Genomic DNA, 20,756 nt, shown 5'->3' on the forward strand with positions numbered 1-20,756 from the left:
AAGGAGACAAACAATGTCCAAGCTTCCGCCCGTCCTGGGCCTGCATCATTTCGCATGGCGTTGCCGTAACGCTGAAGAGACGCGCAAGTTTTACGAAGACTTGCTCGGTCTGCCGCTGGTCCATGTCATTCGTCTGGACCACGTGCCAAGCACCGGCGAGTATTGCCCGTACGTGCATCTCTTCTTTGAAATGGCGGACGGGTCGAACATCGCGTTCTTCGATCTCGGCGACAACACCGCCGCGCTGCCGTCGCCGAATACGCCGCCCTGGGTCAACCACATCGCGTTGCGGCTCAGCGCACTCGATGAACTCGAATTCATGAAGAAGCGGCTCCTGGACGCAGGCATTGAGGTGCTTGGCGCGACCGATCATCACTTCGTACAGTCCATCTATTTCTTCGATCCCAACGGCATCCGCCTCGAACTGACCGTGCCGACTGCACCCGCCGAGCAACTGGCGGGCTTTAGAGCCGATGCCCGTCTCACGCTCGACGCATGGACCGAGGAAACCGCACACACGCAGAAGCGCCCGGCATGATTTCACTGAATCAGACACATGATCCCGAGCGCCGTAGCTGGATCGAATCAGCCAACGCGCCCGGCAGCCACTTCCCGATCCAGAATCTGCCCTTCGGCGCATTCACCCGCGACGGCGAAGCGCGCACGGGCGTGGCAATCGGCGAGCAGATTGTCGACCTGCGCGCATTGGCCGACGCACAACTCGTGGACGGCGATGCGCTGACTGCTTGCACGGCGGCATCAGGGAGCAGCACGCTCAACGATCTGATGGCGCTCGAACCGCGCTATCCGTCGGCGCTGCGCCACGCACTGTCTGGCCTGCTAAGCCGCGATACACCACTGCTTGGCCGTCTGCGCGAGCTTGAAGAACTCATCCTGCCGCGCATGGCCGATGTCGAGATGCGGCTCGCATGCGATATCGGTGATTACACGGACTTCCTGACATCGCTGCATCACACAGAGCGGCATGGACGCTTCAAGGGTCTGGCCGAGCCCCTGCCAGCCGCGTTCAAGTGGCTGCCTATTGCATATCATGGCCGGGCTTCGTCAATTCGTGTGAGCGGCGGCAATGTGCGGCGCCCGCACGGCCAGTATCGCGACGCGGAGGGTCAAGTGCGTTTCGGTCCCGCGCCGGCGCTCGACTTCGAGCTGGAACTGGCAGCGCTCATCGGGCGCGGCAATGATCCCGAACAACCGATCGACACCGGTCACGCTCTCGATCACGTGTTCGGCTACTGCCTGCTAAACGACTGGTCCGCGAAAAGCATTCAATGGTTCGAGCAGGTTTTGGGGCCCTTCCTTGGCAAGAGCTTTCATTCCAGCGTGTCGCCGTGGATCGTGACTGAGGAGGCGCTCGCGCCGTTTCGTATTGCGGCGCCGGCGCGCGCTGCCGGCGACCCCGCCGTGCTGCCGCATCTCGACAGCGCGGCGGACCGCCGCGCGGGCGGTATCGATATCGAACTGGAAGCGTATCTGAGCACTGCGCGCATGCGCTCAGCCGGTACGCCGCCGGAACGCATCACGCAGACGCATCTGGGCAACCTGTACTGGACTTTCGCGCAAATGATCGCGCATCACACCAGCAACGGCTGCAACTTGCGCACCGGCGACCTGCTCGGCAGCGGCACCATTTCAGGCGAGTCAGCGGTGTCGCGGGCTTGCCTCACGGAGCTGACGAACGCAGGCAAGGACCCATTGCAACTGCCTGGCGGCGAGACCCGTATTGCCCTCGAAGACGGTGATGAAATCACGCTGACCGCGCGTGCCAGCCATCCGGGCGCCGTATCGATCGGATTCGGTGAATGTCGAGGCCGCATTGTCGCGGCGCACGCGCTGCATGCAGGCGAACAATGACACCACTCAACGGTTTTTTAAAAGTAGGCAACGGTCCGCGCAAAGTGCTCGCGATGAACGGCTGGTTCGGCAGTTCCGCCGACTGGGCGCCAATACTGCCAGCGCTCGACCTGGACGCATTCACTTACGTCTTCTTCGACTATCGCGGCTACGGCCGTTCAATCGAGCGCAATGGCGACCACACATTCGCTGAAGCGGCAGCCGACGTAATCGCGCTGGCCGATCACCTGAACTGGCAGCGTTTCAGCCTGCTAGGCCATTCGATGGGCGGCATGGCGATGCAGAAAGTGCTGCTCGCCGCGCCTGGACGTATTGAGCGGATGGTGGGAATCGCGGCAGTGCCCGCATGCGGATCACGGATGGATGCAGCGCGGCTGGCTGCGTTCGAACGCGCGGTCAATGACGTTGCCGCGCGCGCGGCCATCATCGACTTTTCAACTGGCAAGCGTCTATCACCGGCGTGGAGCGCACGCCTCGCGCAGGAATCGGCTCAGCTATCGCGGCCCGAGGCCTTCGCGGGTTATCTGCCGCAATGGGCCGCAAGCGACATGTCAGCGGACGTGGTGGGGCACCCCGTACCGGTAAAAGTGTTCATAGGAGAGCATGATCCGACGTTGACTCCTGAGTTGATGCGCAGCACGTGGCTTGCGTGGTATCGCAACGCGGAGATGGAAGTCCTGCGGAATGCGGCACACTATCCTGTGCACGAAGTACCGGTCGCCCTCGCAACGGCGCTGGAAAATTATTTGAAGCGGGCGCAAGACTGGACGGCGCATCAGTAGTCCGGCGCCGCAATCCGCAGGAGACAAGCATGTACGAGACTATCTATATCCGGCCGCAATCCCTGAGCGAGGCCACGGCGCTTCTTGGCGAGCACGAGGAAGCGCGGCCGTTGTCCGGCGGCATGACCCTGATTCCCACGCTGAAGCAACGCCTTGCGGCGCCAACGCATCTGGTGGATCTCGTGCGGCTGCCGGAACTGCGCGGCGTGCAGACAGCGAATGGCGTGCTGCGCATTGGCGCAAGTACGACTCACGCATGCGTCGCTGCATCGCCTGAGGTGAGCCAGGCGATCCCGGCGCTGGCGCAACTGGCGGGAATCATCGCCGACCCGCAAGTGCGCAATCGCGGCACGCTGGGCGGCTCCGTCGCGAATAACGATCCGGCAGCCGATTATCCGAGCGCTGTGCTCGCGCTCGGCGCGACCGTCGTGACATCGGCAAGACGGATTGCCGCCGATGATTTCTTTATCGATACCTTCGATACCGCGCTCGAAGCGGGTGAGTTGATCACCGCCATCGAGTTCCCTGTTCCCGAGCGCGCGGCGTATGCGAAGTATCGGCATCCGGCGTCGGGCTATGCCGTGGTCGGCGTGTTCATCGCGCGCTTTCACACGGACATTCGCGTTGCTGTGACGGGCGCGGGAGCGTCGGTCTTCCGCTGGCGCGACGCGGAAAGCGCGCTTGCGACGGACTGCTCCGATGCAGCAATCGCTGCGCTCGAAGTCGATTCGTCGAACCTTCCCGACGATGCAAACGGTTCTGCCGCCTATCGCGCGCACCTTATAAAAACCTACACCCGCCGCGCGCTTCAGGCGCTTTTGCAACCGCGCGACGGGCAGTCAAACTAATCAGGAGACGAACATGGAATTTACCGGATCGCAGACTATTGCGGCGCCCCGCGAACTGGTGTGGAAAGGCTTGAACGACGCCGCTGTTTTACAGGCGTGCGTGCCCGGATGCGAAGCCTTCACGCCCGTCAGCGAGGACGAATATGCGGCGGTCGTGGTGGCATCGGTCGGTCCCGTCAAAGCGCGCTTCAAGGGTACGCTGGTGCTGTCGGAACGAATCGAACTCGAGGGCTACAAGATCGTTGGCGGTGGCGAAGGCGGGATTGCCGGCTTCGGCAAGATGACTGCCACGGTCACGCTCGCGGACGCGGACGAAGGCACCCTGCTCACCTATGTTGCCGACGCGCAAGTCGGCGGCAAGCTCGCCCAGATCGGTTCCAGGCTCGTGACATCAGTCGCCAACAAGCTGGCCGCCGAGTTCTTCAAACGGTTCAATGCCAACATAAGTGAAGCCGTCGTCAAGTAACGCTTTGCGGTGCATAAGCTGGTGCGTAAGTTGGTGTACCAAGTCAGCTCACCGCGTTCGTTCAAGGAACACAAACACATCATGATTGAAGTTCAATTGCAGGTGAACGGCGCCGACGTTCAATACACGGTACCGGACCAAACCTTGCTCGTAGAATTTCTACGCCAGAATTGCCGGCTGACCGGCACGCACGTTGGCTGTGACACGAGCCAGTGCGGCGCGTGCACGGTCAATCTCGATGGCGTTGCGGTGAAGTCCTGCACCATCCTCGCGGCTCAGGCGAGCGGCGGCAGCGTGATAACGGTCGAGGGTCTCGCCGCGCCGGAAGGCAAGACATTGCATCCTGTGCAGGACGCGTTCGTGCAGTGTCACGGGTTGCAATGCGGCTTCTGCACACCCGGCATGATCATGGCAGTCGACTTCTACCTTCGAAAGCCGCCTTCGCTCAGCGAAGCCAGTATTTGCCATGCCCTGGAAGGCAATATCTGCCGCTGTACAGGCTATGTGAACATCATCGAATCGGTACGGCACGCAGCGCGGGAAATGTATCCGGAACTGGACTCGGCGGGGAGCGACAAGTCATGATCGGCAAACCCATTCCACGCGTGGAGGACAGGCGATTCGTCACGGGCCAAGGTAACTACACCGACGATATCAACGTCGACGGCCAGGCACATGCCGCGTTCCTGCGCTCGCCGCATGCCCATGCACACTTGCGCTCGATCGACATCAAGGCGGCCGCCGAAGCGCCCGGCGTTCTTGCCGTGCTGCTCGGTCAGGATTATCTGGACGCGGGCTTTAGAGGCGTCGATCACATCCCCAACCCGGCCGATGCCGTGATCTCGTCGCAGCCAGCCTTCCTTACGTCCACCACGGGCGCGGTCTTCAACCAGCGCCACATCCCGCTGCCGATCGACAAGGTGCGCTATGTGGGTGAAGCGATCGCGATGGTCATCGCCGAGACGCCGCTTCAGGCACGCAACGCGACCGAGCTGATCGACGTGGATTACGACGTGATCGACGCAGTCGTGCACGCCGCCGATGCCATGCAACCGCAAGCGCCACAGCTTTGGGACGGAGCGCCGGGAAACCTGTGCTTGCAGACCCAGATCGGCGATCGTGAAGCTGCGCAAAAAATTATCGCTGAAGCATTTCTCGTCGTGCGGCGAGAATTTCATAACAGCCGCCTCGTCAACTGCCAGATGGAACCGCGCAGTGCTATCGGCTGCTACGACGCAACAGCCGGAACGTACACGCTGATCTCTGGCAGCCAGGGCGCGGTGCGCCAGAAACTGTGCATTGCGGCCGCGCTCAACGTGCCGCCCGCAAGCTTGCGCGTAGTGTGTCCGGACACCGGCGGCGGTTTCGGACCGCGCTCCTTTGTCTACGTCGAGCAGATTGCGGTGGTCTGGGCGGCGCGTCACGTCGCGCGTCCAGTCAAATGGACAAGCGATCGCAGCGAAGCGTTTCTGTCCGACTATCAGGGGCGCGACCAGATCATTCGTTCCGCGATCGGCTTCTCGAAGGAAGGACGCATTCTCGCCATTGATAACGAATGGATTGGCAACGTCGGCGCCCACACCGTTTCCTATGTGCCGATGTCCAACGGCACGCGCATCATGACAACGGTCTACGATGTGCCCGTGGCCGCTGTCCATGTCAGCGCCGTCCTGACCAATACGGTGCCCACGGCGCCGTATCGCGGGGCTGGCCGGCCGGAGGCCACGCATGTGATCGAGCGCATGCTTGACCTGGCAGCGCTTGAGCTAGGCATCGAACGCGCCGAGCTGCGCCGGCGCAATCTTGTTACGCGCGACAAGCTGCCGTATCGGAGTCCGATGGGCCTCACCTACGACAGCGGCGATTTCGTCAGGAACATGGAACGCGCGCTCGAACTCGCTGACTGGATCGGTTTTCCGGCACGACGCGACCTGTCCAGCGCGAGTGGGCGCTTACGGGGAATCGGCATGGCGAATTACATCGAGTCACCCGTGGGCGCGCCGCGTGAGCGCATAGAGATGACCGTCTTGCCGGAAGGCATTGTCGATCTCGTGTCGGGCACGCAATCCACCGGACAAGGTCACGAAACCACCTTCGCACAGGTAGTCGCGCAATACCTCGGCGTACCCATGTCGGCCGTACGACTGCGCACTGGCGACACGGCATTCGTGAGCATTGGCGGCGGCAGTCATTCGGACCGGACCATGCGGCTGGGCGGCATGCTGCTCGTCGATACCTCCACGCAAATCATCGCTCATGGCAAGCGCATCGCGGCTGCGCTCTTCCATACGACGCCGGAATGCATCGACTTCGCCGAGGGTAAATTCAGCCACTCCGCTTCAGGCCAGCAAGTGAGTCTCTTCGATCTCGCCGGCCACGTGGCGTCCGACGGCATGCCCGACAATCCGTCGATGAAAAAGCTCTTTGCTGAAGCCGAGTTCAACGGACGTGTACCCGCGCATCCAACCGGCGCGGCGATCTGCGAACTGGAGGTGGACCCGGACACCGGCATTGTCACGTTGCTCAACTACACGTCGGTCGACGATGTTGGCCAGCCGATCAATCCGCTGATCGTCGAAGGCCAGGTGCATGGCGGACTAGCACAAGGCATTGGCCAGGCTTTGTCTGAAGGCTGCTATCTCGATCGCGACAGTGGTCAGGTGCTCACCGGTTCATACATGGACTACGGCATGCCGCGCGCCGGCAGTGTCCCGCCGCTGCGCGTCGAGCTCACCGAAGACCCGACGAGCGGTAATCCTCTACGGGTCAAAGGTGGCGGCGAGAGCGGCATCACGCCCGCCACGGCGACCATCTTCAACGCGCTCGCCGATGCCCTGAGGCCATTCGGCAACGACGAACTCGCCATGCCCGCCACGCCTGTCGTCGTGTGGGAATTCATTCATCGCAAGCAAGGAAGCGCTCATGTCATCTGAACTCGTTTCAATCCAGCGCCATGGCGACGTGCTCGACGTCGTGCTCGATCGTCCCGACAATGGCAACCGGCTCAACGCCGCCATGAGCACGGCGATCATAGACGCCATCAGCCATCTCGACGACGCGGTGAAGCTTGTGCGCATCCGCAGCAGCAGCGCCGATTTCTGCACCGGCCGCGAGTCGCCGATGCCCGCTGCCGACTCCAGACCCTCCGCCGAGACGCTGCGGCGGATCGTGGCCGCGCCGCCGCTCGAACTCTACGACGCACTCAAGGCAGTGCGCGTGCCGGTGTTGGCCATCGTGCGCGGCCGGGCGATTGGCGTAGGCTGCGCGCTGGCGGGCGTGTGCGATCTCACGCTGAGCGCCGACAATGCGATTTACCAGATTCCCGAAATGGAACGCGACATTCCGCCGACGCTGGTCATGTCCGCCCTGATTGGCCGCGTGCCGTTGAAAACGGTCGCGCACATGGTGCTTAGCCGCGCCTCGCTGAGCGCAACGCAAGCGCTGCAGGCGGGGTTGATCAGCCACGTGGTGGCGTCGGCCGATCTGGATGCCGAAGCCGACGCGCTTACCGCGACCCTTCTGACGTGCAGCGCCGTGACACTGCGTGCCGTGAAGCAATTCCTGCATCTGGCGCCGGAAATGCCAGCCGCGAGCGCTAGCGGTTTTGCAGCCCACTTGGCCGCCACGGCTTTATCGGCACGTTTCTGAATGACCCGTCACGTACTCGACATTGAACTAAAGGACTACGACATTGAAATCCAGCGCTGAGATTCCACACACCGCAACCGGCGCGAACCTGCCCGATCTGGAACAGTTCGGACTACGCCGCTTTCTTGAATCGCTCGATGGCGATGAACTCGAGCGTCACGACAACCGGGTCGAACTAGCCGACATAGCAGCGCTCATGGAGGGCAACGCGCGCGCGGTGTGGATCAGGCAGCCATCGGGTGACAGCATCTCGCTCGCAGGCAATGTGACCGCGAGCCGATCGCGCCTCGCCAAGGCATTCGGCACCACGCCTGACAAGTTGCTCGACGTCGTGCGCGAGCGTTTGCGCTCCAAGGGGCAACTCGTGGAAGTCAGCCGCGAGCAAGCGCCGGTTCAACAAGTCGTGCTCACCGGCGAAGAATGTGATTTCACCAAGCTGCCGGTTCACCTTCAACACGATCTCGATGGCGCACCGTATGTGTCCGCATCGATCGATTTTGTCGTTGATCCGGAGTCCGGATGGACCAATGTCGGAGTGCGGCGCCTGATGCTGCGCGGCCGCCGAACCGCGGGGATCGATCTGGTCGCACCGTCGGACCTGCGCGCCATTGCCATCGCGCACGCCAAACGCGGCGAACGCTTGCCGATTGCATTCGCCGTCGGCACGCATCCGATCGATCACGTGGGCGCCACCATGCGAATTCCCGCCGATGAACTGGAACTCGTTGCCGCGCTCCGGGGCGCGCCAATGGGCGTCGTCAAATGCGTGACCAACGACCTGCGTGTGCCCGCCGATGCCGAGTTCATCCTCGAAGGCTATCTCGACGAACGCGGCCATTCAGAGCCTGAAGGTCCATACGGCGAATTTCTCGGCTACTACGGCGGCATCAAAACGAATCCGGTGTTTCACCTCACCGCTATTACGCATCGTCGCGACGCGATATTCCAGACCTGCACCATCGGTGGCCGCAGCATGGCACGCACGGACACCGCGCAGCTTGCGGCGTTGCGCACCGAAGTCACCGTCTGGCGCGCACTCGAGACCGCCGTGCGAGAAGTCAAGGCGGTCTATGCCGGACCCGCAACCGGCGGCATGTTCAACGTGCGCGTCGCCATGCAGCAACGTGTGCCGGGCGAGGCACGAAACGCGATCGCCGCGGTGTTCGCGTCGCTAGCAAACGTGAAGCACGTGTTCGTCGTGGATCCGGATATCGATATTTTCTCTGACGAACAAATGGACTGGGCGCTCGCTACGCGTTTCCAGGCGGACCGTGATCTGGTGTTGCAAACCGGCCTGCGGGCCATGCCGCTCGATCCTTCGCTCAACGGCGCCACGCAGACCGCGAAAGCCGGCTTCGATCTGACCTTACCGTTGCTCAAGCCCGGCACCCAACGTTCGCTTGAACACCGCGTGCCGACGCCGCCGGCCTACGCCGGCGCGCAGTTCGAAACACTGGAGGCCGCGCTCGAAGATGGACCCAAGCGCTTCGTCGATTTAATGTCCGCAACCGGCACACGGGATGGCCGCGAAATCGTCCGCTGGCTAGAAGATGTTGCAGCGAAGCGTCCGCTCAATCGCGATGAAGAAGGGCGTTACGGGTTCGCGTGAAGTTCACATGAAGGCAGTGCACCTGTAAGGAGGTGATGCCCAAGGATGGGGCGCATTGACTGCGCCCCGCCTGAGTGGTTCGTGTGCGGGCGGGACGAGTAGAATTCACCTACGCTCGGATTGTCCGATATACGAAGGAAAAGTCGCAGATGAATTTGTCCCTCAAGCAGCTCAAGGTTTTTCTCGGTGTTGCCAACGCATCCAGCTTCACCAAGACCGCGCAGAGCATGCACCTGAGCCAGGCCGCGCTCAGCGCCATCATCCGCGAGCTTGAAACGCAATTGCAGTGCCGCTTGCTCGAACGGACCACGCGCACGGTGGCGCTGACCGATGCGGGCCGGATGTTTTTTCCGACCGCGGTCAAGATCGTGGAGACCCTCGAAAAATCGGTGATCGAGTTGAACGAACTGGGCCGCCAGAAGCAGGCTTCCCTGCTGCTCGGATGCACCCCGATGATCGCCGCGAGCTTGATGCCCCCAGTTCTGGCCCGCTTCGCACAAGCGCATCCTCAATCGCAGATCGAACTCGTCGACCGGCCACCGTCAGAATTGCACCGGATGGTGGAGGAAGGCGACCTGGATGCGGCGTTTGGCATCTTCTTCTCCCAGCTCTCGGGAATCGACCGTGTTCCGCTGTTTCCCGTGCAGCTGGTGGCGGTTTCGGCGCTGGACAACGCCAAGCTGGGCCATGCCACTCAGGGTAACTGGCGTGCGCTGGAGGGGCTGCCGCTGATTACGTTGCCGAAGGACAACCCCTTGCAAAGACTGATCGAGGCGACCCTTGCCAAGGAAGAGGTGACCTCTGGAAAGCGCATCGTGGTCGCTCATATGCAGACGGCGATCGCCATGGCGCACGCAGGGCTCGGCGTCGCCGTCATGCCCTCGTTCTGCGAACATATTTGTCAGCACTATCAAGTGCGCGTCGACCAGATGCATCCCCCAGTCGAATTCTCGTTTTATCGCATCACGCGCGCCGGCCGCGGTGAGCTCACCGTGCTCGATCAATTCAGCGAAATGTTCGCTCAAGCCGCACAAAAGCGCCCCGTTGGTGATGCTTAAGGGCGGTGTCAACGTACCGGCAGCGGCCGTCCGACCGTCGCGCCAAGCGACAAATCTGGCAGCGAGCTGTTTGCGATAAAGCGAAGCGCGCAGCAGACGCCTCGTGAGCGCGAAATGCTGTCGGATCGACCCGAAGCACGAGCGACTTTGTCCGGCATCCCGGCTTTGGCCACTGGCTAGCTTCCCAACCGGCATGCATTCGACGCTATTCAACGCGAGGCGGAGTTTCGAATGAATGAAATGGCACAGGGCTAGGCAATGTCCACTCCAGACCTTCGGCGCCGTCCCACGGCTTCACCCCGGCCCGCACGTGCCCGGTCCCGCGGTAGGTCGGCAACGCCACCCAAAACAGAAAGTAAACCTGCAGAAGGCCGAAACCAAATGCGCCGATCGTAGCGATCTGATTGAAGTCCGTGAACTGCGCCGGATAGTCGGCATAGCGTCGAGGCATGCCGGCCAGTCCCAGGAAATGCATCGGGAAAAACGCGACGTTGAAGAAGATCAGCGATCCCCAGAAGTGAATCTTGCCGCGCAACTCGTTATACATGTAGCCGGTCCATTTCGGCGCCCAGTAGTACCAGCCGGCAAAGATACTAAAGAGCGACCCGGCCACCATCACGTAATGAAAATGCGCGACGATGTAATAGGTGCCGTGCAACGCAACGTTCAACGGCGCCATGGCGAGCGTCACGCCTGTCAGACCCCCTACGACAAACACAAAGATGAACCCCATTGCGAAGAGCATGGGCGTTTCAAACGTGAGCGAACCTTGCCACATGGTCGCAATCCAGTTGAACACTTTCACGCCGGTCGGCACGGCGATGATCATCGTTGCGTACATGAAAAACAGCTGTCCGGTCACAGGCATGCCGGTAACGAACATGTGATGCGCCCAGACCATGAAAGAGAGGATGCCAATGGACGACGTTGCGTACACCATCGATGCATAACCAAATAATGGCTTGCGGGAAAATGCCGGTATCACCTGTGAAATCATCCCGAAGCCCGGCAGGATCATGACGTAGACCTCGGGGTGACCGAAGAACCAGAATATGTGCTGGTACAGGACCGGATCGCCACCGCCCGACGCATTGAAAAACGACGTGCCGAAGTGCCGGTCAAACAGGAGCATGGTTACCGCGCCGGCCAGCACGGGCATGATTGCGATCAGCAAAAATGAGGTAATGAGCCAGGTCCACGCGAACATGGGCATCTTCATCAACGTCATGCCGGGCGCGCGCATGTTGAGGATGGTTACGATGATATTGATCGCGCCCATGATGGAAGAAGCGCCGGCCAGGTGAATCGCGAAGATCGACAGGTCCATTCCAGGGCCCATCTGCGTGGACAGCGGCGCATACATGGTCCAGCCCGCGGCCGGCGCGCCGCCGGGTACCCAGAACGAGCCGATCAATAACACGCTGGACACGGGCAGGAGCCAGAAGCTCAAATTGTTCATCCGGGCGAACGCCATATCGGAAGCACCGATCTGCAGCGGAATCATCCAGTTGGCAAGGCCAACGAAAGCAGGCATGACCGCCCCGAAGATCATGATGAGCCCATGCTCGGTGGACAACTGGTTGAAGAACTCCGGCCGCATGATCTGGAGCCCGGGCTCGAACAATTCCGCTCGAATCATCAGCGCCATCACGCCGCCAATCATCAGGTTGGTGATCGAGAACAGCAGATACAGCGTGCCGATGTCCTTGTGATTTGTTGCCAGCAACCATCGACGCCAGCCGGCTGGAATAGCGTGTGCATCATGGTGTTCGACATCAGGGTGTGAAGTGACATCACTCATTTTTATACATGATCCGAAGTTGGCGAAACAATCGAGAGAGCGCGCGCTTCAAACGAGCGTGTTGATCTGGGTGTTTGCGCTAGCGGCCAAGCAACGCTGCGCAGGCGACAAGGGCGTCATTGGCTGACAGACGGCGAGCGAGTTCCGGCGGAATGACGAGCGGCAAGCGCAGCGTCGCGTTCACCCATCCGATCCGGTGCGCGAGCCACTTTGCGGGAAGAGGATTCGTGTCGGCCACGAGGAAAGCATAGAGCGGCCGCAAGCTGTCATCGATCCGCGCAGCGTCTCTCGTGTCGCCTCGACGGAGCGCGTCGCACATGGCGCGAACCGCGGAGGGCGCAACATTCGCCGCCACCGAAATGACACCCGCGCCGCCCGCGGCCATCAGGGCGAAGGCCGTCGAATCATCGCCGCTGACAATCTGGAATCCAACGTCGACAGCATGCAGGAGGCGCTCTGCGCGACGCAGGTCGCCCGTGGCGTCCTTCAGGCCAATGATGTTCGGATGCGCGGCCAACTCCACGATCAGACTCTCGCCAAGCGTGACACCCGTACGCTGTGGGACGTCATAGAGGATGACCGGCGTGTCGGTCGCTTCAGCCACTGCAACGAAATGACGCTGCAACCCTGCAGGATTGGGCCGGTTGTAGTAAGGCGTCAGGCAGAGAATGGCGTCGACCTGCTCGTTCGCGGCCTCTTTCGCCAATTCACAGGCGACCTGCGTGGACGGTGACCCAACGCCGGCAATCACCGGAATCCTGCCTTCGGAACAAAGGACTGCAGCGCGATACAACCGCACATGTTCTTTGATTGAGAGCGTGGGTCCTTCCCCTGTAGTCGATGCAACCACGATCGCGCTGGTGCCGGCGTTCACATGCAGGTCGACGAGCCGTTCGAACGCAGGAAAATCGATCTTCTCATCAGGGGTCATTGGCGTGAGCAACGCGACGATTGATCCCTGCAGCAAGGGCGAATCTGTCATGGCAATTGCTCCTGCCGCGGAATCTGATTTGATGCGTGAGTTGATGCGTGAGTTGATGCGTGATTTGATGCACCAAGGCTCTCCCATCGAATACAGCGCGCCAGGCGCCGGATGCCCTCCCCGATCTGCTCGGCGGATGCGCTGGCAAACGACAACCGCAAACGCGTGTGCGCTGGCTGCCCGGTATAAAACGCTGCTCCGGGGACGTAAGCCACGCCGTGTTCATCTATCGCGTTGCGCAAGATTGCCGCTGTGTCCACGAACGGAAGGTCGGCCCAATAGAACATGCCGCCCTCGGGATGCATCGCGTTGAACGGCGTGCCGCTTAGTTCCGCTTTGATCGCGCGCTGCATCGCACGCGCCTGGTTTTCATAGAAGCTTCGCATGCGGTTAAGGGCCGGTTCGAGAGAACCCGCCCTGAGGTAATGAAACGCCGTAAGCTGCGACAACGTCGACGTGTGCGTGTCGCTCAATTGCTTGGCGACGACCACATGACGCAAGAATTCTGCCGGAGCCGACAGCCATGCGAGCCGAAGCCCGGGCGCGAGTATTTTCGAAAAGCTCGCCAGATGAACCACCCACTGGCGCTCTTCATCATTGGCCAATGCCAACAGCGTCGGCGGAGGCGGTTCGCGGAAATAGAGTTCCCCGTATGCATCGTCTTCGACAATGTAGAAACGGTGGATCCTCGCCAGCGCCAGCACCTGCTTTCGACGCCGCAAAGACATCACATAGCCCGTCGGATTCGCAAAGTTCGGAATCAGATACAACAACTTCGGCCGATGCCGAACGATCATTTCTTCCAGTTCTTCGACCTTCACGCCTTCATGATCCGTCGGCACGGGCAGCACGTCAGCGCCTTGAAACTGGAAGGTTTGCAGCGCACCCAAATACGTCGGCGTCTCGACCGCAACGCGGTCGCCCGGATCGACCAGCACGCGTGTGATCAGATCGATTGCCTGCTGAGATCCCGTTGTAATGAGAAGATCTGATGCGTCGAGCTTCATGCCCTTTGTCCTGGCACGCTGGGCAATCAATTCCCTTAGCGGCTCATAACCTTCGCTATTGCCGTACTGAAACGAAGTCGCCAGCGAAGAGATAAGTGCGCGCTCTGTCGCTCCTCGCACACCGTTCAAATCGAGGGCGGCCGCGCTCGGGAAACCACCGGCAAGTGAAATGACGTCAGGCCGGGACAACAGTGAAAACAACTCACGAATAGCCGACGGTTGAACGCGATTCACCGCGTTCGCGTAATGTGAAGTTTGGATAGTCAATTCGAGAAATTTTCCGATAATCACGTACAGATGATCTGGAGAGCGGACAATCCGTCCCGGTGCGCTTACACGACGACGCTTTCCTTCTGATACGAAGCATAAGAAAATAGCTGGCGTTGCCATAGCAGCAGATGACGAGTTTTTAACGAAGCAGTTGTGCTGCGAGGGACATTGAAAAGCGATGAACAGATACGAAACACTTGCCAACGCCATGGCCGCGGAAATTCGCTCGGGCAGCATTGCGGTCGGCTCGCGCATGCCCTCGTTGCGCCAGATCATCGCGCAACATGGCGTGAGTCAATCAACCGTGTTTCGCGCCTACTATCTGCTCGAAGAATGGGGTCTGGTCCGTGCTCAGGAACGCTCCGGTTACTACGTTGCGCCGGGTGCACGCGTTACTGCTGCACGAGCGCCTCGTACACCTTCGCTTGCTGAATCGAGTAAGGTCGACATCAGCGACCTGGTTTTTTCCGTGCTGGACGCGGCAAAAACGCCGGGCATTGTGCCGCTGGGCTCGGCCTTCCCCTCGCCGCTTCTTTTCCCGCTGCCCCGTCTTGCGAAGTCCCTCGCGCAGGCTGCACGGCTGATGAGCCCGTGGAGCACAGTCGTCGATCTGCCGCCGGGGAATGAACATCTGCGCCGCCAGATCGCCTTGCGTTACATGGGCATGGGCATATCGCAGCCCATGGAGGAGATCGTCGTCACCAACGGCGCGCTGGAGGCGTTGAACCTGTGCCTGATGGCGGTCACCCGGCCCGGCGACGTGGTCGCCGTCGAATCACCCGGCTTTTACGCCGCGCTCCAGGCTATTGAACGGCTCGATTTGCGGGCCGTTGAAATTCCGGTTGATCCTGTCACCGGTCTCGACCTTGACGCGCTCGCCGACGCGTTGAAGAAACATCCAATCCGCGCCTGCTGGTTCATGACGAATTTTCAGAATCCGACAGGGGTGACGCTCTCGCTTGAGAAGAAAAAAGCCCTTGTCGAATTGCTCGCAGAGCACGAGGTGCCGTTGATCGAAGACGATGTGTATGGCGAGTTGCACTTTCAGCCCGAGTATCCGTTGCCTGCGCTGGCATTCGATAAAAAAGGGCTCGTCATGCACTGCAGCTCGTTTTCGAAGACGCTCGCACCGGGCTACAGGATCGGGTGGACATCCGCGGGACGATTCACGGACAAGGTTCAGCGGTTAAAGTTGATGACGACGCTATCGGCCAGCATTCCGGTCCAGGCCGGCATTGCCGATTATCTTCAGCATGGGGGTTACGACAAGCACCTTCGCAAGCTACGCGGCGCATTGAACCTGCAACTAGGCGAGATGGACAACGCTATCCGGCGCTGGCTACCCGAAGGAGTTCGGCGCACGCATCCGATCGGTGGGTACTTTCTTTGGCTCGAACTTCCCGAAGCGATCGACGCTATGGAGTTGCATCGACTTGCAATTGAACAAGGCATCAGCCTTGCCCCAGGCCCGATCTTTTCTGCCACGCATGCATTCGAGCACTATGTGCGGATCAACTTCGGTCATCCGTGGAGTCCCAAGATTGACGACGCGATTCGCGTGCTGGGCGAGTTAATCACGCGCCCGTCGGTACGTGCCAAGCGATGACGCTGCGCCATGAAACCACGTGGTGAAAACTCAGTGCGCCACTGTTGACGCAAGCTGCGCGAGACCGAACAGGAGCGCACCAAATCCTCCAGCCAGTCCGATTGCAACCAGCGGTAAAAATGGCAGCTTTACCGCCGCCATATCGGCCTGATGCGACGCGCTTCTGCGGACGCCAAAAAAGCTCCACAGTACGATTCTCAGCATTCTCAGAAAAGCCATGACTCACCTCTCCCGGTTGACCAATGACAAAACATTTTCATTGATCCCATCATAGAAGGGCTAAGGCGCGCATAACAGCAGCAGTTGAATGAAGTTTCGTAGCAGCAGAAAGACGAATCAATCCCTCAGGTCCATTTGCTGGGATTGAGAATCTGCTACCCCGGATTCAACGCCATCTGCTTCTTGAACCCGACGCATAGCTCCCTTACCTTAAGCCACCGGCTCATGAGCATTCGCTCACCCATCTAAAACAACACGCTACCCCAATCGACAGGGTCGCAGGATAGTCCTGACCATGTATCAATACACCGAATTCGACCGAGCTTTCGTGCGCAGTCGCGCTGCGCAATTCCGCGACCAGATCGAGCGGTGGCAAAGCGGCAAGCTGAGCGAAGACGACTTCCGGCCGCTTCGCCTGCAGAACGGCTGGTATGTTCAACGCCATGCGCCCATGCTGCGCGTGGCGGTGCCATACGGCGAGTTATCAAGCGCTCAGCTTCGCGTGCTGGCACGGGTAGCGCGTGAGTACGATGAACCCGAAGCGGAGGTATATAGGCTCGCGTCGGAGGCACAACGCAAGCTCGGCACCGTTCACCTTCCCACCCACTACGCCCATTTCACCACGCGCACGAATGTCCAGTTCAACTGGATCCCGCTGTCGAAGGCGGCCGACGTGATGGACCTCCTGGCGAGCGCGGACATGCACGGCATCCAGACCAGCGGCAATTGCATTCGCAACATCTCCTGCGATGAACGCGCAGGTGTCGCGCCCGATGAAGTCGCCGATCCACGGCCCTTCGCGGAAATCATGCGCCAATGGACGACGCTGCACCCTGAATTCGCCTTCCTGCCGCGCAAGTTCAAGATCGCCATGACTGGCGCGCCCGAGGACCGTGCTGCCACGGATTGGCACGACGTGGGCCTCCATTTGCTGCGCAACGACGCGGGCGAGCTGGGCTTTCGTGTGTCCGTCGGAGGAGGTATGGGCCGCACGCCCGTCATTGGAACCGTGATGCGAGAGTTCCTGCCGTGGAACCAGATCATGAATTACATCGAGGCGGTCGTGCGCGTCTACAACCAGTTCGGCCGTCGCGACAACAAGTACAAGGCACGCATCAAGATCCTGGTGAAGGCCGAGGGCCAGCGTTACATCGAGGAAGTCGAGGAGGAGTTCCGTCAGATCGTGGAACACGATGGCGGCCCGCATACGATCCCACGAGCCGAACTGGACCGCGTGAGCGCGTCCTTTCTTCCGCCAGCGCTGCCAGAGCGGCTCGAACATGCCACATCCGCGGATGCACTTGCCACGCTAAAGGAGCAAGCCGCGCTGCACCCGCTGTTTGAACGCTGGCTGCAGCGCAACGTCGCTCTGCATAAAGATCCGTCGATGCGGATTGTCACGCTCTCGTTCAAGCGGCTCCTCCAGGCGCCAGGCGACGCGTCAGCCGATCAGCTCGATCTGGTCGCCGGACTTAGCGACCGTTTTTCGGCGGGCGAAGCGCGCGTGACGCATACGCAGAATCTGGTGCTTCCTTGGGTGCACGTGGACGACCTGTTTCCGCTTTGGGAAGCAGCTCGTGACGCCGGTCTTGCAAGTGCGAATGTGCATCTTCTGACCGACATGATCGCGTGTCCGGGAGGCGACTTTTGCGCGTTGGCGAATGCACGCTCGATTCCGGTCGCCGAAGCTATTACCCAGCTCTACCAGGATCTCGACGAACTCAATGACATCGGAGAAATCGATCTCCATATCAGCGGCTGCATCAACTCGTGCGGCCACCACCATAGCGGTCATATAGGTATTCTCGGCGTCGATAAGGACGGCAAGGAGTGGTATCAGATCACGCTCGGAGGATCGGACGGTTCGACCACGAGCGGCGCCGCGCAACCGGGCAAAGTAATCGGCCCCTCCTTCTCAGCACATGAAGTGCCCGAAGTGATCGACGCGGTCCTGTTGACGTACCTGTCCATCAGGCAAAGTATGGGCAGCAGGCGAGAACGCTTCATCGAGACGGTACGTCGCGTCGGACTAGATCCTTTCAAGGCGGCCGCGAACGATGTGCGCAAGAGTGAGGAGCGAGTCGCATGACGAATGCCGCGCACATCAGGCTCCTTACAACACTTGAGCATTCACTGGACGCGGGTCAACAGGTTGTATCGCTCGCCAATGTTGAAGATCCGCTGACGTTGAAAGACAGGATTGACACTATCGAGCGCATTGAACTGCACTTCCCTCACTTCACTGACGGGCGCGCCTACAGTCAAGCTTATCTGCTACGCCGCCGGCTTGGTTTCAAAGGTGATTTGAGAGCGAAAGGCGACGTGCTGATCGACCAACTCGTCCAGATGGAACGTACGGGGTTCTCCAGCGCCGTATTAAAAGAAGGCGTGGATCCGTCTGATGCCCAGCGGCAGTTCGAACGGTTTCTGGCGTTCTACCAGAGTGATGCTGTGAATGAATCGCCGGTGCTGCATCGTCGTGCCTTGGGACCGCTGAAGTAGACGAGACGGAGCAAAGACCAGCTTTCTGAGAACTGCAAGCGGAGCGGCGACAAGCGATCATCTAAACTAACTTGCGCCGCTTCGTTACCGAACGGCGCCAATACCGGGGTGATCGTCCACTATGCAAAGAGACGCAGATCGCCAAGCAGGCTGCCCCGCCCGGCAATCGCGCCTCCGACAAGAACCCTCCCTGTCATCAGGCTCCTTACGCGACGATTTCCGAAGGGGCATCGAACTGCTCGACCTTGCCGCCCGTGTATAGCTCCCGGGTCGCCGGATCGTTGATCACCGTATAGGGAAAACCTGAGGGGATCGCGCTCACTTCGTCAAGGCGTGCAATTTGCTCGCGTGACAGCGTCACGTTTGCCGCAGCGAGATTGTTTTCGAGCTGGGCCAGCGTGCGCGGCCCGATGATCGGCAGCGAGCCCTTGGCCGCCACCCAGGCGATAGCGATTTCGCTCGGCGTGACACCCGCGTCCTGGGCGATCGCAATCAGTGTGTCGAGGACGGCGGTGCGCTGCGGGGAGTTTTCGGCCTGGAATACTTTGCCGCCGAAGCCCTCCGCGCGGCCCCTCTCACCCTGTCGGTATTTACCGGTCAGCATGCCGCCGCCAAGCGGCGACCAGGCCACGATGCCCAGGCCAAGCCCGTGGCCTGCCGGGAGAAGCTCCTGCTCGGTGCTGCGTTCGACGAGACTGTGCTCGACCTGAAGCCCCGCAATGGGCGCCGCGCCGCGCAATTCGGCGATGGTCGCAGCCCGGGCCACGCGCCATGCGGGAAAATCGGATAGACCTGCGTACAGGATCTTCCCGGCCCGGACGAGGTCGTCGAAGCCCCGCACGATTTCTTCGACCGGTGTGACTCCATCGGATATGTGAGCCCAGTAGAGATCGATCCGGTCGGTCTTGAGCCGCTTGAGACTCGCTTCGACCGACGAAACCATGGCCCTGCGGCTATTTCCCGTGGCGAGGATGCCGGAGTCGGGGTGCGTGCGCATGGTGAACTTCGTGGCCAGCACGAAGTCGTCGCGCCGCCCGGTCAGCAGATCGCCGAGGATCTCCTCGGATTGCCCGAACTGATAGCCGTTGGCGGTATCGATGAAGTTCCCGCCCGCGTCTGCATAGGCATCGAAGATACGGCGGGCTTCGTCGGGTTCAGCGCCATGCCCCCAGCGCGTGCCGAAATTACCAGCACCCAGCACCAGCTCGGAGACCCGCAGGCCAGTATGCTTACCAAAGCGTTTATAGCGCATATATCGTATTCCTAAATGTTAAATGTCGAATTCGACGTGAATTCGAAGGGGGTTGGCGTAGAGTCGCCATGCAACGCTCCATCAAAGGCGGCGGATGTTCTCTGGCTTTGGCGTCAGTCAGAACTGCACCAAGCCGCCGTCAAGCTGGATAATCTAAGGAGCCTCCGCTTTGAGACCGTCATGACGATTAAGCAGACTGCTGACAGCCGAGTCGAGTATTCGTTTGGAAAGAGTTTCATCCTCGACAAGGCGGGATAACATAAGCGCACCCACCATTGTTGAGAGCACGACGGCGGGATCGTTCTGTACTGCGGGTTCGGAGGAAGTAGAGGAAGCGCGCGCGGCTCGTTCAAATATCTCAAGATACGACTTGATACCTGTTTCGAAACTCCGGATCAATTCCGGGCTTTGTCGGGCAGCATCCGGCCCGAGCGCTGCAAAGAGGCAACCCTCGCCAACATTGTCCCGGTGGGCACAAGACAGATACTGGCCGACTATTGTGGCGAGTGGATCATCGCCGCCGCTTTCGACTATGTGCGTCAACCTTTCGGCACTGTCAGCCAGCACACGGTCGCAGGCTTGAACCGCCAGGTCGTCTTTAGAGCGGAACTGTTTGTAGAACCCTCCTTGCGTAAGGCCTGCCGCGCCCATCAAGTCATTCAAGCCTATTCCGTCGAAACCATGTTCGCGGAACAGCCGGCCGGCCGCCTCGATAACGATGCGCCGATTCTCTTCCGCCTGTGCACGACTGACTCTCATGAGACTTCCCATTGATTCGATCGGCTTTATTATATGGTGATCACAATCTATCTGCAATGAGGCAGTTTCCCCCCT

The 20,756-nt window shown here is 60.4% G+C and carries 19 protein-coding genes; 13 read left to right on the forward strand and 6 right to left on the reverse strand.

Features of this window, described 5'->3' with window-relative positions:
• Positions 1 to 13: 13 nt before the first annotated feature.
• From JWR14_RS30235 to JWR14_RS30280, 10 genes are all read left to right on the forward strand, one after another.
• Positions 14 to 538 carry a VOC family protein gene (locus JWR14_RS30235; RefSeq protein WP_299716679.1) on the forward strand — a complete coding sequence of 175 codons (525 nt, stop codon included), beginning with the start codon at positions 14 to 16 and terminating at the stop codon, positions 536 to 538.
• Positions 535 to 1,872, forward strand: coding sequence for a fumarylacetoacetase (gene fahA, locus JWR14_RS30240; RefSeq protein ID WP_299716682.1), 1,338 nt, complete (start codon positions 535 to 537; stop codon positions 1,870 to 1,872). Before JWR14_RS30235 ends, fahA begins: the two co-directional genes overlap by 4 nt.
• Positions 1,869 to 2,654: an alpha/beta fold hydrolase gene (locus tag JWR14_RS30245; protein ID WP_299716685.1), complete on the forward strand. Its 786-nt coding sequence runs from the start codon at positions 1,869 to 1,871 to the stop codon at positions 2,652 to 2,654. Before fahA ends, JWR14_RS30245 begins: the two co-directional genes overlap by 4 nt.
• 29 nt (positions 2,655 to 2,683) lie before the next feature.
• A complete protein-coding gene (locus tag JWR14_RS30250) occupies positions 2,684 to 3,502 on the forward strand; it encodes a xanthine dehydrogenase family protein subunit M (RefSeq protein WP_299716688.1) in 819 nt (272 codons plus the stop codon).
• Between the two features lie 13 nt (positions 3,503 to 3,515).
• Positions 3,516 to 3,968, forward strand: coding sequence for a carbon monoxide dehydrogenase subunit G (locus JWR14_RS30255; RefSeq protein ID WP_299716691.1), 453 nt, complete (start codon positions 3,516 to 3,518; stop codon positions 3,966 to 3,968).
• Positions 3,969 to 4,049: 81 nt separating this feature from the next.
• Complete coding sequence (locus tag JWR14_RS30260) at positions 4,050 to 4,553, forward strand: (2Fe-2S)-binding protein (RefSeq protein WP_299716694.1); 504 nt, start codon at positions 4,050 to 4,052, stop codon at positions 4,551 to 4,553.
• The gene (locus tag JWR14_RS30265; RefSeq protein ID WP_299716697.1) at positions 4,550 to 6,901 is read left to right on the forward strand and encodes a xanthine dehydrogenase family protein molybdopterin-binding subunit; all 2,352 of its coding nucleotides are present in this window, start codon (positions 4,550 to 4,552) and stop codon (positions 6,899 to 6,901) included. Before JWR14_RS30260 ends, JWR14_RS30265 begins: the two co-directional genes overlap by 4 nt.
• On the forward strand, positions 6,891 to 7,616 hold the full coding sequence (locus JWR14_RS30270; protein ID WP_299716700.1) for an enoyl-CoA hydratase/isomerase family protein: 726 nt from the start codon (positions 6,891 to 6,893) through the stop codon (positions 7,614 to 7,616). Before JWR14_RS30265 ends, JWR14_RS30270 begins: the two co-directional genes overlap by 11 nt.
• A gap of 43 nt (positions 7,617 to 7,659) precedes the next feature.
• Complete coding sequence (locus JWR14_RS30275) at positions 7,660 to 9,225, forward strand: UbiD family decarboxylase (protein WP_299716703.1); 1,566 nt, start codon at positions 7,660 to 7,662, stop codon at positions 9,223 to 9,225.
• Positions 9,226 to 9,374: 149 nt separating this feature from the next.
• The gene (locus tag JWR14_RS30280; protein ID WP_299716706.1) at positions 9,375 to 10,283 is read left to right on the forward strand and encodes a LysR family transcriptional regulator; all 909 of its coding nucleotides are present in this window, start codon (positions 9,375 to 9,377) and stop codon (positions 10,281 to 10,283) included.
• A 205-nt stretch (positions 10,284 to 10,488) separates the two neighbouring features.
• Here JWR14_RS30280 and ctaD read toward each other — a convergent pair whose 3' ends face one another.
• The 3 genes from ctaD to JWR14_RS30295 all read right to left on the reverse strand — a co-directional run bounded on the left by ctaD (position 10,489) and on the right by JWR14_RS30295 (position 14,307).
• Complete coding sequence (gene ctaD, locus JWR14_RS30285) at positions 10,489 to 12,084, reverse strand: cytochrome c oxidase subunit I (protein WP_299716709.1); 1,596 nt, start codon at positions 12,082 to 12,084, stop codon at positions 10,489 to 10,491.
• A gap of 79 nt (positions 12,085 to 12,163) precedes the next feature.
• Entirely contained in the window at positions 12,164 to 13,066 is a 903-nt protein-coding gene (gene dapA / locus JWR14_RS30290; protein ID WP_299716712.1) for a 4-hydroxy-tetrahydrodipicolinate synthase, read from the reverse strand.
• Positions 13,063 to 14,307: a PLP-dependent aminotransferase family protein gene (locus tag JWR14_RS30295; protein ID WP_299716714.1), complete on the reverse strand. Its 1,245-nt coding sequence runs from the start codon at positions 14,305 to 14,307 to the stop codon at positions 13,063 to 13,065. The genes dapA and JWR14_RS30295 overlap by 4 nt, the downstream gene beginning before the upstream one ends.
• Before the next feature lie 214 nt (positions 14,308 to 14,521).
• Between JWR14_RS30295 and JWR14_RS30300 the strand changes: the two genes are divergently transcribed.
• Complete coding sequence (locus JWR14_RS30300) at positions 14,522 to 15,949, forward strand: PLP-dependent aminotransferase family protein (RefSeq protein ID WP_299716717.1); 1,428 nt, start codon at positions 14,522 to 14,524, stop codon at positions 15,947 to 15,949.
• A gap of 30 nt (positions 15,950 to 15,979) precedes the next feature.
• On the opposite strand, the gene JWR14_RS30305 is transcribed toward JWR14_RS30300, so the two are convergent.
• Positions 15,980 to 16,168: a DUF2970 domain-containing protein gene (locus tag JWR14_RS30305; protein ID WP_299716720.1), complete on the reverse strand. Its 189-nt coding sequence runs from the start codon at positions 16,166 to 16,168 to the stop codon at positions 15,980 to 15,982.
• Between the two features lie 295 nt (positions 16,169 to 16,463).
• Between JWR14_RS30305 and JWR14_RS30310 the strand changes: the two genes are divergently transcribed.
• Together JWR14_RS30310 and JWR14_RS30315 are read left to right on the forward strand one after the other, a co-directional pair.
• Positions 16,464 to 18,257, forward strand: coding sequence for a nitrite/sulfite reductase (locus JWR14_RS30310; protein WP_299716723.1), 1,794 nt, complete (start codon positions 16,464 to 16,466; stop codon positions 18,255 to 18,257).
• Positions 18,254 to 18,670 carry a DUF934 domain-containing protein gene (locus JWR14_RS30315; RefSeq protein ID WP_299716726.1) on the forward strand — a complete coding sequence of 139 codons (417 nt, stop codon included), beginning with the start codon at positions 18,254 to 18,256 and terminating at the stop codon, positions 18,668 to 18,670. The genes JWR14_RS30310 and JWR14_RS30315 overlap by 4 nt, the downstream gene beginning before the upstream one ends.
• Before the next feature lie 205 nt (positions 18,671 to 18,875).
• Here the strand turns inward: JWR14_RS30315 and JWR14_RS30320 are convergent, their stop codons facing one another.
• Both JWR14_RS30320 and JWR14_RS30325 read right to left on the reverse strand, forming a co-directional pair.
• The gene (locus tag JWR14_RS30320) at positions 18,876 to 19,922 is read right to left on the reverse strand and encodes an aldo/keto reductase (RefSeq protein ID WP_299716729.1); all 1,047 of its coding nucleotides are present in this window, start codon (positions 19,920 to 19,922) and stop codon (positions 18,876 to 18,878) included.
• Between the two features lie 153 nt (positions 19,923 to 20,075).
• A partial coding sequence (locus tag JWR14_RS30325) for a TetR/AcrR family transcriptional regulator (RefSeq protein ID WP_299716731.1) occupies positions 20,076 to 20,756 on the reverse strand: 681 nt, incomplete at its 5' end.

This window comes from Caballeronia sp. (assembly GCF_028292365.1).
In the GTDB taxonomy this organism is placed as follows: domain Bacteria; phylum Pseudomonadota; class Gammaproteobacteria; order Burkholderiales; family Burkholderiaceae; genus Caballeronia.

Bases quoted from the DNA above. Each gene is read 5' to 3' on its own strand.
- JWR14_RS30235 (WP_299716679.1), top strand. From the start codon at position 14: ATGTCCAAGCTTCCGCCCGTCCTGGGCCTGCATCATTTCGCATGGCGT.
- fahA (WP_299716682.1), top strand. From the start codon at position 535: ATGATTTCACTGAATCAGACACATGATCCCGAGCGCCGTAGCTGGATC.
- JWR14_RS30245 (WP_299716685.1), top strand. From the start codon at position 1,869: ATGACACCACTCAACGGTTTTTTAAAAGTAGGCAACGGTCCGCGCAAA.
- JWR14_RS30250 (WP_299716688.1), top strand. From the start codon at position 2,684: ATGTACGAGACTATCTATATCCGGCCGCAATCCCTGAGCGAGGCCACG.
- JWR14_RS30255 (WP_299716691.1), top strand. From the start codon at position 3,516: ATGGAATTTACCGGATCGCAGACTATTGCGGCGCCCCGCGAACTGGTG.
- JWR14_RS30260 (WP_299716694.1), top strand. From the start codon at position 4,050: ATGATTGAAGTTCAATTGCAGGTGAACGGCGCCGACGTTCAATACACG.
- JWR14_RS30265 (WP_299716697.1), top strand. From the start codon at position 4,550: ATGATCGGCAAACCCATTCCACGCGTGGAGGACAGGCGATTCGTCACG.
- JWR14_RS30270 (WP_299716700.1), top strand. From the start codon at position 6,891: ATGTCATCTGAACTCGTTTCAATCCAGCGCCATGGCGACGTGCTCGAC.
- JWR14_RS30280 (WP_299716706.1), top strand. From the start codon at position 9,375: ATGAATTTGTCCCTCAAGCAGCTCAAGGTTTTTCTCGGTGTTGCCAAC.
- ctaD (WP_299716709.1), bottom strand. From the start codon at position 12,084: ATGAGTGATGTCACTTCACACCCTGATGTCGAACACCATGATGCACAC.
- dapA (WP_299716712.1), bottom strand. From the start codon at position 13,066: ATGACAGATTCGCCCTTGCTGCAGGGATCAATCGTCGCGTTGCTCACG.
- JWR14_RS30300 (WP_299716717.1), top strand. From the start codon at position 14,522: ATGAACAGATACGAAACACTTGCCAACGCCATGGCCGCGGAAATTCGC.
- JWR14_RS30305 (WP_299716720.1), bottom strand. From the start codon at position 16,168: ATGGCTTTTCTGAGAATGCTGAGAATCGTACTGTGGAGCTTTTTTGGC.
- JWR14_RS30310 (WP_299716723.1), top strand. From the start codon at position 16,464: ATGTATCAATACACCGAATTCGACCGAGCTTTCGTGCGCAGTCGCGCT.
- JWR14_RS30315 (WP_299716726.1), top strand. From the start codon at position 18,254: ATGACGAATGCCGCGCACATCAGGCTCCTTACAACACTTGAGCATTCA.
- JWR14_RS30320 (WP_299716729.1), bottom strand. From the start codon at position 19,922: ATGCGCTATAAACGCTTTGGTAAGCATACTGGCCTGCGGGTCTCCGAG.